Source organism: Armatimonadia bacterium (assembly GCA_039679385.1).
Classification (GTDB): domain Bacteria; phylum Armatimonadota; class Zipacnadia; order Zipacnadales; family JABUFB01; genus JAJFTQ01.
In genome coordinates this window covers 1-12,320 of record JBDKVB010000043.1, presented here as the reverse complement: position 1 = coordinate 12,320, position 12,320 = coordinate 1, and the positions used below count along the sequence as shown (strand labels likewise).

The window sequence follows — 12,320 nt, the reverse complement described above, 5'->3', positions numbered from 1 at the left end:
AGCCAGCGGACATCGGCCGCCGCCTGGGCCTGTTGCTGCGCCGTCCCGAAGATCGCCGCGTAGGCTGCTGCGGTGCCGATCGTGCAGCCGATGGTGTAGGTGTTCAGCTCCGGCGCGTAGATGCGTTTGATCTCCTTGAGGGGCACCGTGGGACGCACGCCGTAGTCGGTGCGGCAGTAGCCGACGCCGATGCCGCCCTCGGGACAGCGGAAGTCCTCGCGGAAGGCCAGATAGCGAGCCAGGGAGTCGCGGAACTTGGGGCGCTCTGCCTCGGGGCCGTCCATCGCCAGGCGCATCATTCCCATGGCGATCTCCCCGCCGTCAGCCACGAAGCACTCCTCGCCGTCCGGGAAAATGCCGTAGCCCATCCGGTAGCCGCCGTCTTCCCGCTGGCGTGCGAGCATGGCCTGGCCCCAGCGCAGTGCAGCCCTGGCGTAGCCCTTCCCGCCGGTGATCTTGCCCATCGCCAGGAGCATGTTGGTGGCGCGGCTGTCGATGAAGGATACGCCGCCGAAGGTGCCGTCGGGTTGCTGACGCCGCACGAAGTCATCGGCCAGGGCACGGGCGGTGGCAGCCACGTTCACCACTGAACGGACGCTGTCCTGAACCGCGCCGCCGGCGGTTACCTCGGTCGTGTAGGAGTAGGCGAGAGGGTTCACCTGATCCAGGCCCATCGACAGGACCTGCGTGCGCGCCGGTCCCTTGCCCTGGGGCTGAGACGTCGCCTTGCCCTCGGCGAGGAGACTGGTCGGTACGCCGTCTACCAGGGACTGAACCTTCGCTTGCAGGGCTACCGATGTAGTGCTCCCCGGCGCCGGAACGACCTCGGCGAAGAGGCTGAGCTGTGCCCCCGCGGGCGTCGCCGTGAACTCCGGCTCAACGACCCCCAGGAGCGCGTCGTCGGTCAGAGCCTTCACCAGCCGCACCAGGGCAGTGGCGGCAGCGGGATTCGTGGACGGGTAGAGATCGGGCTGCGCGACACCGGAGAGTGCCATGCGCAGACCGGTGAAGTCGCCTCGGGAATGGACGAGGAGCGAGAAGGCAGGCTGGGAGGCGCCATCGGGCGTCGTGGCCTCGAGGAGAACAGTGGACCTTCCCAGGGCTCGACGCGGCACGGAAAGGCGGCTGCCGCGGTTCGTGGCCCAGGCTGTGAGGAGGTCATCGTCCAGACCCTCGGCGGTCCATCCACGGGCTGCTCCGCGTGGTGAAGGTGGTGCCAGCGGCGCCAGGGCTCGCAACTGGGCGCCCTTTGTTAGGGGCACGATGTCCCGCAACACGGGTAACGGTCGGCCAGGAAGCGGGGCCAGGTCGCTGCCGAAGTGGCGGTCGACCTCGGCGCTCTGCTCGCCCGCGATGGGGTAGACCGTCGACAGCGCCTGCGCCGGTACGCCGGGCTCCCAGGCGAGGTCATCGATCGTGACGCTGCGCGGTCCCTTGCCGACCATCGTGACTGTGTAGCCGAAGTGCAGTGTCTTCACCCGTTCGGGGTGGAGGTAGTCGCCGGACTTGCCACGCTCCGGGCTCGCATAGGACCGGAAGCGCGCGGTATGAAGGCGGTACGTCTGCCACTGGGTGGTCAGGGGGACGATGGCCTTCCAGCGCGAACCATCGGTCTCGCGGGGCTCGATGCACAGCAGCCTGGTGTCGGCATCGCCTCGTGCACGGAAGCGCAGAATCGGGTGCGCATCGTCGGTTGCGGGGCCTTCCAGCGTCACGTACTCATAGCTTTGCATGTCGGGGCTGAGAAGCTGCAGAGCGGTGTTGCCCTCCTCGGTGACCAGCTTCACCTGGCTGACCTCGGGACGGTCAGCCGACATGCGGACCTTGTCGGCGGGCGTCCTCGGCTCAAAGTTGGCCACTACCACCGGGGTACCGGCGAGTGGCTTGTCGAGATCGCTATAGGCGACGAGGCCGCCCTCGACAGGTATCAGCGGATCGGAGAGCGGCGGCCCACCGAGGGCCAGAAGCGCACCGCCTGCGCGCAGGTAGCGCAGAATCGCCTCACCGGCAGCGGCCGGATAGCGCGACCCGTAGCAGAGGACCAGGAGCCGGGCGTCAGAAGTGGCGGGATCGAGAGTGCTCGCCAGTTCTGCGCTGGAGACCAGGCGCGTGCTCATCCCGGCCGCGCCGAGCACGCTTCCGAGGTAGTCGGGTGAGCTCGCCGCAGGGCCTGCCGTCGCATCCTTCCAGATGACCACGGAACCGGAAGCAGCCTGCGCTGGAAGGGTGGAAATCGCCATGAGGGCGATCAGCGCTCCCGCGAGCGGTACGGACAAGTGTGTGTGCCGGTTGTGCAAGTCAGTCACCTCGTTGCATCGTCTGGGGTTGCGGCTGCCAGGTCGGAGCAGCGCGTCCAGGTGAACCGGCCGTCTCGGTGTACCAGTTCGAAGAACTGCTCCAGCGCCTGAAGCCCTGCTGCGGAGCCGTTCGAGAACTGCGATTGCCAGTGCGTGAGAACCACCGGGATGCCGCCGGCCTCGGCGTTTCTGACGGAGTGCTCGTAGGCCTGGTGGGCAATGGCGGTCAGGTCTGCCTCGGGTTCGTTGATCGTGCGCCACCACAGGTCCGGGACCGTCGCAGGGATGGAGACGAGCCGGCCGGTACCCTCTCGACGAGCTACCCAGGGACGCCGCGAGGGCTTGTCGGAGACCGAGTGGAGGAAGTACCAGCTATCCTCGCGGCCCCAGACCTCTCGCTGGGCATCCATCATGGCTGCCGTGTACTCGTCCTCGACGTCGATGCCGAAAGCCCAGGGAGAGGTGAAGCCGGTAGCGTCGATGCCCGCTTCCTTGAGTAGCTCAAGCCCGCGGATCAGGTAGGGTCGCAGTGTTTCGCGGGTCTGCGTCTGTGACCACTCGTTCTCGCCCACAGGGAGCGTGCTGCCAGTGGCCAGGTCTATTGCGAGGTTGTGAGTGAGACCCTCGGGGCTGATGTCGAAGCCCTTGAGGAGATGGGCCTTGACGGTGTCCAGCCACCAGACGGTCTCTTCCAGCGGGTACCCCTCGATGCCGCGGACAATATCGCCCCGTCCGCCTGGAGCGGGGACGATGCTGAACTTGCCGCGGACGCCGTAGTGCTCGCAGAGGTCGCAGAAGTCGGCCAGGAAGGAGTTCGGGATGGTCTCGAGGAGTGGAGCCCCGCTCTCGGTGACCGGGGCGCGATGGTGGACCTCGACCCAGTGGACGCGGTACACATGGACGAGCGGGCAACCGTCGTCAACCATAAAGGCGATGGGCGTCATGGTGGCCTCCGTCGCGGAGTTCGGGGTGCAAGTGCAAGGGTGACCGGAACTCGGATGGATGAGGTGGTACAGGGGCTCAGGACCCCTGCACCACCGGAGTCGCGTGGCGTCACGGGCCTGGGGTCTAGATGATGTCCTCGTACTCGGGCATGCAGGCCATCAGCGCGCCCTTCAGTTGCAGCACGGCGCGATGGTCGTCGCCCTTGCCGTCCTCGATGAAGATGGGGCCGTCATAGCCGCCGTCGCGGGTGATCTGGACCATCCGCGGGATGTCGATGCGACCACCGTCGCGCTTGTTCCATTTTGCGTGGACACCGACTGCGTAGGGCATGATCTTTGCCATGCCTTCGTAGCGGAAGGAGTCGTCGAAGTTGCCGTAGTCGGGGAGCGAAGCCATGGTGTCGAGGCCGACGCCCTGGATGAGCTTGATCATGTTATCCGGCTGGGTGGCCAGGCCACCATGGTTCTCGGTCGCAATCTTGATGCCCCGCCGTGCACCCTCCTCGGCCAGCGCACGGAAGCTCTTGATGCAGGCCGCCAGCTCGTCGGGACCACTCTCCGCGCTTCCGCCCGTGTTGACGCGGAAGTACTTGAGGCCCAGCCAACTGGCGATGTCGAAGTAGGCCAGAGCGTTCGCAAGGGACTCCTGGCGCTTCGCCTCGTCCAGCAGGCTCAGGTCGCCCGTACCGTCGACGGCCATTCCCCACAGGGCAACGCCTGCCTCCCGGGTTGCTGCCGCGACCTCGCCGCAGTAGGATTCGTCCTTGGAGGCCATGAATAGGTTGTTGAGTTCGAGGTGGTAGATGCCGAACTCTTCCTTCGCCACGCGCGGGAAGTCGAGCAAGGCGAGTGGCTTCTGCTCATCCTTGAAGCGTCGGACGATGGCCCAGCCGGCGATGCCGATATCCATGACAGGTCTCCCTGCAACCAGAGGTAGTAGTCCTGCTAAGCGGAGGAGAGTTCGGTGGTTCGGACGCTGAGACCTCCTGGGGCAAGTTGGGAGCAACCCTGGCGGGCTCCGTGTGTCCGATAACAGTGGCACCCGTTGGCGGATCGTTTCCGTGCGCGGGTGCAAGGAAGCTCATGTTGGGAGGATTTGACCATGCGCAAGATGGCCATCCGAACGGTTGTCGCGGTCGCGATAGGGGTAGTACTGGGCATGCTCCTGGCGCCGATGCTGAGGCCCCAGACCGCCTTTGCCCAAGGCGTAGCCCCGGCTGCCAGTGTGCTGTCACCGGTTGTGGCAACGGCGCCCTATGCGTACACTACCGAGAACGAACAGGATCCCTTCAACGAGGACCGGATCCGGAGGACCCGGACCACGGTGACGGCGGTCGTGCTGGTGCATGCCGACGGGACGACGGAGATTCGCAAGACGGCGGGCAACTGAAGCGGCCGCCGTGTGAGGCAACAAGGGTAGCTCAAGGGGTCGTTAGCGACCTGACACCAGGTGTCAGGTTAGTTCGCGGCCGGTGGTGGTGCAGGTTAGCTCTCCGTGCTTCACGCCGCGGGCGCTGATGAGCTCCTCGGCGAGGCTGCGAACCTTGTCGGCTGGTCCCGCGAGGACGATGACCTCCAGGCAGTTGTGGTGGTCGAGGTGGACGTGGGTGCTGCAGCGGATGTACTCGTGGTGCTCATGCTGCAGTTCGGTGAGCTTGCCCTCGAGCAGCCGAGTGTGGTGGTCGTAGACGAGGGTGAGGGTGCCAATCACCTCGGTGTCACCGGCAGTCCACTCGCCGCGTACCAGGTAATCGCGTACGATGTCGCGAATAGCCTCTGAGCGGTTGGTATAGCCCGCGCGGTGGATACGCTCGTCGAACCGCGAGAGCAACTCCTGGTCCATGGACACACCAAAGCGTTCGATACCCACGCGCGCAGGCCCCCTTGTGGGTGTAGGCGATCACCGGGACGCGATCGATGCCCCGTTAGTTTCCATGGCTGCAAGATATACCACCGGGCCGGACTCTGACAAGGTGTGCGGATGCCTGGTCAGGGGCGACGCTGCGGATTGGCTGCTGCCCTTGACGCCACTGCGGGAAGCCGGTACTCTACCAAGAGTGTTATAGGAGTGTCCACGATGCCCGCACGTTCCCACAGCGCAGACAAGGTTACCATCAAGATCCCCCGTCCGCTCTATGAGAGGATCGGAGCAGCCATCGAAGGAGCCGGGTACGATTCTGTGACCGACTTCATCGTCCACGTGCTGCGCGACATCGTCTCGACCCATGAGCTGGCGGAGGAGGGGCGTCCGTACTCGGAGCAGGATCTTGAGAAGGTGAAGGCGCGCCTGCGGGCTTTGGGGTATCTCTGAGGCCCGGCCAGGGGTCGCAGGCTTCCTGCGTCCAGTTGGGACCTCCAAGTGAACCAGGAGAAGGAACCATGATTGCTGCACATGGTGGCAAGCTGACCGATCGTGTACTGACGGGAAAGGCTCTGGAGAAGGCCACGAAGCAGGCGAAGTCGCTGCCGACCGTCACGGTCGACTACGACACTGCCCGAGACGTGCAGAACCTGGCTCGTGGCGTGTTCAGCCCGTTGCAGGGGTTCGTTGGCAAGGCGGATTTCGACAGCATCTGCCAGCGGAACTGCCTGGTGAACGGCGTGGCCTGGACGATACCAATCCTGCTGGACGTGCCCTGCGCCGATGCGATGGAGACGGGCAAGGACTACGCACTGGTGCAGGAGGGGCAGTCGGAGGCTGGAGCGATCCTGCATCTGAGCGAAGTCTACGCGTGGGACAAGGCGCAGGCGGCTACGGCTGTCTTCGGCACCTCCGACGAAGCGCACCCGGGTGTGAAGGGCTACCTGAGCCGCGGCGACTTCCTGCTCGCGGGCGAGATCGACCTGCTGAACAACGACCGGGGGCCCTATGCCTCGCACAACCTGTTCCCGGCTGAGACCCGGAAGGCCTTTGAGGAGAGGGGCTGGGAGACCGTGTGCGCCTTCCAGACCCGGAACGTGCCGCATGCCGGCCATGAGGACCTGCAGAAGACCGTTCTGGGGTTCTACGACGGCCTGTTCATCCAGCCGATCATCGGCAAGAAGAAGCCGGGCGACTTCCGCGATGAAGTGATCCTCAGGGCCTACGAGACGATCCTTGACCACTACTTCGCCAAGGACCGGGTGTTCCTGAACATCCTGCCGACCGAGATGCGCTATGCCGGCCCGAAAGAGGCCATCATGCACGCGATCATGCGGAAGAACTACGGGGCCACGCATATCATCATCGGTCGCGACCACGCCGGTGTGGGCAACTACTACGGCGAAGAGGAAGCCATTGAGATGTTCGACAAGCCGGAGTTCGCGGACCTTGGCATCAAGGCCGTGAGCATCCGGGGCGACTTCTGGTACTGCAAGACCTGCGGTCGCGTCGCGAGCAACCGCACGTGCCCGCATGGCGAGGCCGACCAGATCCCCTTCAGCGGCACGAAGATCCGCAAGGGTATCATCGACGGCATCGCACCGGATCCGCGGATCATGCGCCCCGAGGTGTTCGACGTGATCCGCAGCTTCGAGGATCCCTTTGTATCCTAGTTGGGCTTGCCTGAAGAGGGCAGCCCATATCGCCTCTGTCTGAGGTCCGAGTATGTCGTCATCTACACGTGTGCTCGTCGTCGGTTGGGACTCTGCGCCACCTCGGGAGGTGTTCGAGACCTGGGCGCCGGAGATGCCCAACCTTCGCCGGCTGAGGAGTCAGGGCTGCTGGGGGAACCTTCGCAGTTCCGACCCGCCCATCACCGTGCCTGCCTGGGCGAGCATGCTTTCGTCGCGCAACCCTGGCCAGCTTGGGTTCTACGGGTTCCGCAATCGGCGCATCGGGGAGTACGAGGGCAAGTGGATCGCCACGGCGCGGTCGCTGAAGGTAGACCGTGTGTGGGACCTGATCTCCCGGGCGGGGAAGCGGTCCTGCGTGTTCAACGTTCCGCAGACCTTCCCGCTGAAGCCGGTCAACGGCGCGATGATCTCGTGCTTCCTGACGCCGAGCACCGACAGCGAGTACACTTACCCCCGGTCGCTCAAGCCGCAGATCGAGAAGGCCGCCGACGGGTACATGATCGACGTCGACAACTTTCGGACTGACGACAAAGAGTGGCTGCTGGACCAGATCTACCAGATGACGGAGAAGCGGTTCAAGGTTGCCCGCTTCCTGCTGACGGAGCAGGACCCGTGGGACTTCTTCATGATGGTCTACATGGGCTCAGACCGGATCCAGCACGGCTTCTGGAAGTTCACCGACCCGGAGCACCGCAAGTTCGAGGCCGGGAACAAGTTCGAGAACTGCCTTCGTGAGTACTACCACCTGCTGGATGACCAACTGGGGCAACTGTGTGAGATGGCCGGGCCGGAGGCCACGGTGCTGGTGGTGTCCGACCATGGTGCCAAGCGTATGGAGGGGTCGCTGAACGTCAACGACTGGCTGATCCAGCAGGGGCTGCTGACGATGAGGCAGTCGCCGGAAGGTGTGCGCCCCTTCAAGGAGGCCGAGGTGGACTGGGCCAAGACCCGCGCCTGGGCCTGGGGCGGGTACTACACCCGCATCTTCCTGAACGTGGCTGGACGCGAGCCGCAGGGAGTGATCGCGCCCCGTGACTATGAGAGCGTGCGCGAGGAGTTGGTCCAGGGATTGCAGGCCATCCCCAATGACCGGGGAGAGAAGATGAACACCCGGGTCTTGCGCCCGCAGGAGCTCTTCACGGGGCCCTACGTCAACGACGCCCCCGACCTGTTCGCCTACTTCGATGACCTGTACTGGCGAGGCGGCCAGGACATCGGCCATGACGGGCTGTACTCCTTCGATACGGAGATCGGCCCGGACGACTGCAACCACGACTATGACGGGATCTTCACGATGTCGCGACCGGGGCAGACGAGTGGCCAGAGGCTGGAGGGGCTGCAACTGATGGATGTCGCGCCGACGATTCTGAAGGCCCTTGAGCTGCCGATCCCGCCGGAGATGGAAGGCCACTCGGTGCTCTGAGAGCGAGAGTGGATTGAAGCAGGACTAACCTGGCGAGTGCTCACAGCGGGCGCTCGCCGGCCCAACAAGGCATAAAGGAGACCCTTTGCCATGGTTACACCCGGAACAGTGATCTGGTTCACCGGCGTTGCAGCGTCAGGCAAGTCGACGATCGGCCAGAAGGTTGAGGAGCACCTGCGCAGCCTGGGGCTCGAAGTGGAGAACCTCGACGCCGACGAGGTCCGGCAGCGGCTGAGCCCGAACCTGGGCTTCACCCCTGAGGCCCGGGATGAGAACACAAAGCGGCTGGCGTGGATGGCCAAGACGCTGTCGCGGCATGGCGTGTACGTGATCGTCGCCGCGGAGTCGCCGATGCGCCTGCACCGGGACCGGGCTCGCGAGTGGGCCGACCGCTTCGTCGAGGTGTGGGTAACCTGCCCGCTGGAAGTCTGCAAGGATCGCGACCCGAAGGGTCTGTACGCTCGCGGTGAGCGCGGCGAGATCAACGACATCGCGGGCTGGCACCTTCCATATGAAGAGCCGTTGAACCCCGAAGTCATCTGCCGCACCGATGAGGAGGACGTCGACGGGAGCGTGGCGAAGGTCATAGCGAAGCTGACTGAACTCGGCTATCTTCCGTGCGTCTGAGGTAGGCTGGGGCCAGACCCCAGGGGCTTCGCCTTCGGACCTGTGTTCACAGGGCAGAGGTCGGCGTATCGTAGGTAGTGGCATCCGCAACTGGCACGCAGACTGGTAAGTGATTGCCTTGCTGTCCTCGAGAATGGCCAATTCCCGGTCGCTATCGGGTGTCGTTTGGGAATATCCCCGAGAGGCTGTAGGAGAGACTGTGTGGCATTGCCGACGCTGAGAGTCAGACAGGAGCAGAATCGCCAGCGGGCCTTCTTGGCCGCGACCGACCTGATCACCGGAGCCGGTGTAGTCCTCCTGTCTGTGGTCGGAGCCTTCGAGCCCAGGACATGGCCGCTGGTGGTTGAGGAGGGGTCGTCGCTGTTCTTTCTGCTGCCCTTGTGCTGGGTGATGTCGCTGTTCTGGCACGGTCAGTACGAGTTCGACCAGCGATGGCTTGGCCTTCCGGGTCTGTACCGCAATGCGCGGGCGGTGTTCATGGGCACGCTGCTGGCGATTGCGCTGGGCTACTTCTGGATCCAGGACATGGAGATGATGCGCCGCTTCTTCCTGGTGGCGGCGTGTATCGCGAGCGTGGTCTTCTCACTGGAGAGGATGCTCGCGGTCAAGGTCTTCCCGCGACAGGTATTGAGCCGGCGCTATGTGGTGTTGGGCAAGCCGCGAGCCGAGTCGGAGTTGGTCAGCGCGCTGACCCAGGACCGATTGCCGCGGTACTCTGAGATGCTGGGCTTCGTCGTCGAGAACAACGGCAAGGAGTCTGAGCAGGCGGAGGCAGCCGACGGGAACCCGCTACCGGTGCTGGGCACCTACGACCAGATGCCCGAGTTGATGGTGGAGCGCCAGGTGTCGAATGTGGCGATCAGCCCGGATGCTCCGCGAACGGCAGGTCTGGCTCATGCGGCGGCTCGTGCGGAGGCCATGGGTGCGACGGTCGAGAGACTGGAGACAGCCTACGAGAGCCTGACGGGACGTGCTCCGGTTCTGCTGGCCGGCGCCGACTGGGGCGAAAGCCTGGAGAGCGTTCGCACGCATGTTTACATGACGCGCTGGAAGAGGATCGTTGACCTGGTGGTGACTCTTCTGGTGCTGCCCCTGGCCGCGGTTCTCATCGGTCTGTGTGGTCTAGCGGTGAAGGTCCTCTCGCCCGGCCCCCCCTTCTACCACCAGCGAAGAGTGGGCAAGGACGGCGAGGAGTTCGTCTTCACGAAGCTGCGGACGATGATCGTGGATGCGGAGAAGCACACGGGCGCTGTCTGGGCCAAGAAGGACGACCCGCGCGTCACACCGATCGGCGGCATCCTGAGGAAGCTAAGGCTGGATGAACTCCCGCAGCTCTTCTCGGTCCTCCGGGGCGACATGAGTCTGGTGGGGCCACGACCTGAGCGCCCCGAGTTCGTGTCGCGGTTCATGGAAGAGATCCCCTTCTACGAGAAGCGCCTGCTGGTCCGTCCGGGCATCACCGGATGGGCACAGGTGAATCACCGCTACGATCAGGACATCGACGACGTGGTGGAGAAACTCCGCTACGATCTGTACTACGTGCGGCACGTGAACTTCACTCTGGACCTGCAGATTCTGCTGCGGACCTTCTGGGTGATGATCGGCCGCAAGGGCTCTCAGTAGGCGCCACGGCACCCGTATGTATATCGACACCCACGCACACCTCAATCACGAGCGGTTCTACGAGGAAGTCCCCCAGGCCGTGGAACGGGCTGCGGAAGTTGGGGTGACGACCATCGTCAACGTCGGCTTCGACCTGTCCTCCAGTTGGCGCGCGGTGGCGATGGCTGAGGAGTACGAAGGTCTGTACGCGGTCGTGGGGCTCCACCCGCACGACGCGAAGGACTGCACTCCAGCCATGCTGGAAGAGGTCGCCCAAATGACCGGCCTGCCGAAGGTCGTGGGGATCGGCGAGGCCGGGCTGGACTTCCACTACGACAACTCCCCGCGTCCGCAGCAGAAGGCGGTGTTCGCGGACTTCGTGAGGCTGGCGGGGGACCTGAGCGTGCCACTGATCGTGCACAGTCGCGAGGCGGAGCAGGCGACGTTGGAGGTTCTCGACGAGCACCGCCGGCCGGGGCAGAAGGTGGTCATGCACTGCTTCGGGGCCGACTTGAACTTCGCACGCAACTGCATCGAACGGGGCTTCCTGCTCGGGGCTGCCGGTCCGGTGACCTTCCCGAACTCGCCGGCGCTGCGGTCTGTGATGCAGAAGGTGCCGCTGGAGAATCTGATCCTCGAGACCGACTGCCCGTACCTGGCGCCGCAGGCGAAACGCGGGAAGCGGAATGAGCCCTCGTACATCCCCTTCATCGCGCAGGAACTCGCCACGCTGCGCGGGGTTCCGGTAGAGGAGATTGCGGCGGCAACGACAGCGACGGCCCGCGCGTTCTACGGGATCTGACGACGGGTAGGTAAGGTATCGGGACGGGCAACAAGCCTAACGAGAATAGAAAACGCCGGGACCCTTCGGGGCCCCGGCGTTGTGGTTCCGGTGACTGGTGGAAGGCTCAGCGTATGCGAGAGATGCGCTCGTGGAGCTTGTGGAGGCGTTCGACGATGGGCAGGTCGAAGGGGCAGTTGGTCTCGCAGCTCTTGCACTCCACGCAGGCGTCGGCCTGCGGAGTGAGGGCTGCGTACTCGCGCTGAAGTCGCGGCCACTCGTAGCCGAACTTGCGGAACTCGTCGGCGATGCGCATCATCTGCGGGACGTCGAGGTCCTGGGGGCAATCGCGGCGGCAGTAGCCGCAGTTGCGGCAGATGTCCTCGCCGAGGAAGCCGGCCTTCTCGATGAGCTCCGCGCTCTCGGCATTGGTGAGAGGCGAGAAGCTATCCGAGGCGGCGACCGCCTGATCGATGTCGCGCAGGCAGTTTGCACCTGCCAGGGCGACGCTGACCTCGGAGCGCTGCAGGACATAGTGCCAGGCTCTCTGCGGCGGGATCTCGATCTCCGGGCGGCGGAAGAAGACGCCGCCGGACAGCGGCTTCATGATCGCGACACCGACCTTGGCCTCGGCGGCACGCGGGAGAACCTCGTCGCCGGTGCTGTGGATCGCCAGGTTGTAGACGCAGAGGACGGAGTCGAACTCGCCGGACTTGATGGCTTCGAGCAGGAACTGGTTGTTGTGACCGCTCATGCCGATGAAGCGGATGAGGCCCTGCTCGCGAGCTTCGTGAGCGGCCTCGAGGGCACCGCCGGGGCCCATTGAGTCTGCCCACCGCTGCTGGGTGGAGAGGTCGTGTAGTTGCCACAGATCGATGACGTCGGTCTGGAGCTGCTTGAGGCTTTCCTCAAGGTCGCGCAGGGCGCCGTCGCGGTCGCGGGCAGTGGTCTTGGTTGCGACGAAGGCCTCCTTGCGGCGGTACTTGAGGACTCGGCCATACTTCATCTCGCTGTCCTGGTAGGCGCGAGCGTTGTCCAGGTAGTTGATGCCGCTGTCCAAAGCGCGATTGATGATTGCGTCGGTGAGGTCG

12 protein-coding genes are annotated in these 12,320 nt (G+C 64.7%); 7 read left to right on the top strand and 5 right to left on the bottom strand.

All coding sequences use genetic code 11. The features are described 5' to 3' along the window. From ABFE16_04050 to ABFE16_04040, 3 genes are all read right to left on the bottom strand, one after another. Positions 1–2,240, bottom strand: a 2,240-nt coding sequence (locus tag ABFE16_04050) for a hypothetical protein (GenBank protein MEN6344451.1), incomplete at its 3' end; no start/stop codon positions are given. 62 nt (positions 2,241–2,302) lie between these two features. Then, positions 2,303–3,241, bottom strand: a complete 939-nt coding sequence (locus ABFE16_04045; GenBank protein MEN6344450.1) for a hypothetical protein — start codon at positions 3,239–3,241, stop codon at positions 2,303–2,305. A gap of 124 nt (positions 3,242–3,365) precedes the next feature. Continuing rightward, on the bottom strand, positions 3,366–4,151 hold the full coding sequence (locus tag ABFE16_04040) for a TIM barrel protein (GenBank protein MEN6344449.1): 786 nt from the start codon (positions 4,149–4,151) through the stop codon (positions 3,366–3,368). Positions 4,152–4,343: 192 nt separating this feature from the next. Here ABFE16_04040 and ABFE16_04035 point away from each other — a divergent pair, with 192 nt between their 5' ends. Continuing rightward, positions 4,344–4,631 (top strand): hypothetical protein, encoded by a 288-nt coding sequence (locus tag ABFE16_04035; GenBank protein MEN6344448.1) that lies wholly within the window; start codon positions 4,344–4,346, stop codon positions 4,629–4,631. Between the two features lie 63 nt (positions 4,632–4,694). On the opposite strand, the gene nikR is transcribed toward ABFE16_04035, so the two are convergent. After that, positions 4,695–5,111, bottom strand: coding sequence for a nickel-responsive transcriptional regulator NikR (gene nikR / locus ABFE16_04030; GenBank protein MEN6344447.1), 417 nt, complete (start codon positions 5,109–5,111; stop codon positions 4,695–4,697). 207 nt (positions 5,112–5,318) lie between these two features. On the opposite strand from nikR, the gene ABFE16_04025 reads away from it, so the two are divergent. From ABFE16_04025 to ABFE16_04000, 6 genes are all read left to right on the top strand, one after another. Then, entirely contained in the window at positions 5,319–5,552 is a 234-nt protein-coding gene (locus ABFE16_04025) for a CopG family transcriptional regulator (protein ID MEN6344446.1), read from the top strand. Positions 5,553–5,620: 68 nt separating this feature from the next. After that, positions 5,621–6,775 (top strand): sulfate adenylyltransferase, encoded by a 1,155-nt coding sequence (sat, locus tag ABFE16_04020; protein ID MEN6344445.1) that lies wholly within the window; start codon positions 5,621–5,623, stop codon positions 6,773–6,775. Between the two features lie 52 nt (positions 6,776–6,827). Next, a complete protein-coding gene (locus ABFE16_04015; GenBank protein ID MEN6344444.1) occupies positions 6,828–8,219 on the top strand; it encodes an alkaline phosphatase family protein in 1,392 nt (463 codons plus the stop codon). Positions 8,220–8,309: 90 nt separating this feature from the next. Further along, a complete protein-coding gene (gene cysC, locus ABFE16_04010) occupies positions 8,310–8,846 on the top strand; it encodes an adenylyl-sulfate kinase (protein MEN6344443.1) in 537 nt (178 codons plus the stop codon). A gap of 201 nt (positions 8,847–9,047) precedes the next feature. Next, on the top strand, positions 9,048–10,469 hold the full coding sequence (locus ABFE16_04005) for an exopolysaccharide biosynthesis polyprenyl glycosylphosphotransferase (GenBank protein MEN6344442.1): 1,422 nt from the start codon (positions 9,048–9,050) through the stop codon (positions 10,467–10,469). Positions 10,470–10,485: 16 nt separating this feature from the next. Beyond that, positions 10,486–11,250, top strand: a complete 765-nt coding sequence (locus ABFE16_04000) for a TatD family hydrolase (protein MEN6344441.1) — start codon at positions 10,486–10,488, stop codon at positions 11,248–11,250. A gap of 106 nt (positions 11,251–11,356) precedes the next feature. Here ABFE16_04000 and ABFE16_03995 read toward each other — a convergent pair. Then, on the bottom strand, positions 11,357–12,320 hold a 964-nt coding region (locus ABFE16_03995), incomplete at its 5' end, for an aldo/keto reductase (GenBank protein ID MEN6344440.1).

Coding starts and splice junctions, on each gene's coding strand:
- ABFE16_04045 (MEN6344450.1), bottom strand. CDS start 3,241: ATGACGCCCATCGCCTTTATGGTTGACGACGGTTGCCCGCTCGTCCAT.
- ABFE16_04040 (MEN6344449.1), bottom strand. CDS start 4,151: ATGGATATCGGCATCGCCGGCTGGGCCATCGTCCGACGCTTCAAGGAT.
- ABFE16_04035 (MEN6344448.1), top strand. CDS start 4,344: ATGCGCAAGATGGCCATCCGAACGGTTGTCGCGGTCGCGATAGGGGTA.
- ABFE16_04025 (MEN6344446.1), top strand. CDS start 5,319: ATGCCCGCACGTTCCCACAGCGCAGACAAGGTTACCATCAAGATCCCC.
- sat (MEN6344445.1), top strand. CDS start 5,621: ATGATTGCTGCACATGGTGGCAAGCTGACCGATCGTGTACTGACGGGA.
- ABFE16_04015 (MEN6344444.1), top strand. CDS start 6,828: ATGTCGTCATCTACACGTGTGCTCGTCGTCGGTTGGGACTCTGCGCCA.
- cysC (MEN6344443.1), top strand. CDS start 8,310: ATGGTTACACCCGGAACAGTGATCTGGTTCACCGGCGTTGCAGCGTCA.
- ABFE16_04000 (MEN6344441.1), top strand. CDS start 10,486: ATGTATATCGACACCCACGCACACCTCAATCACGAGCGGTTCTACGAG.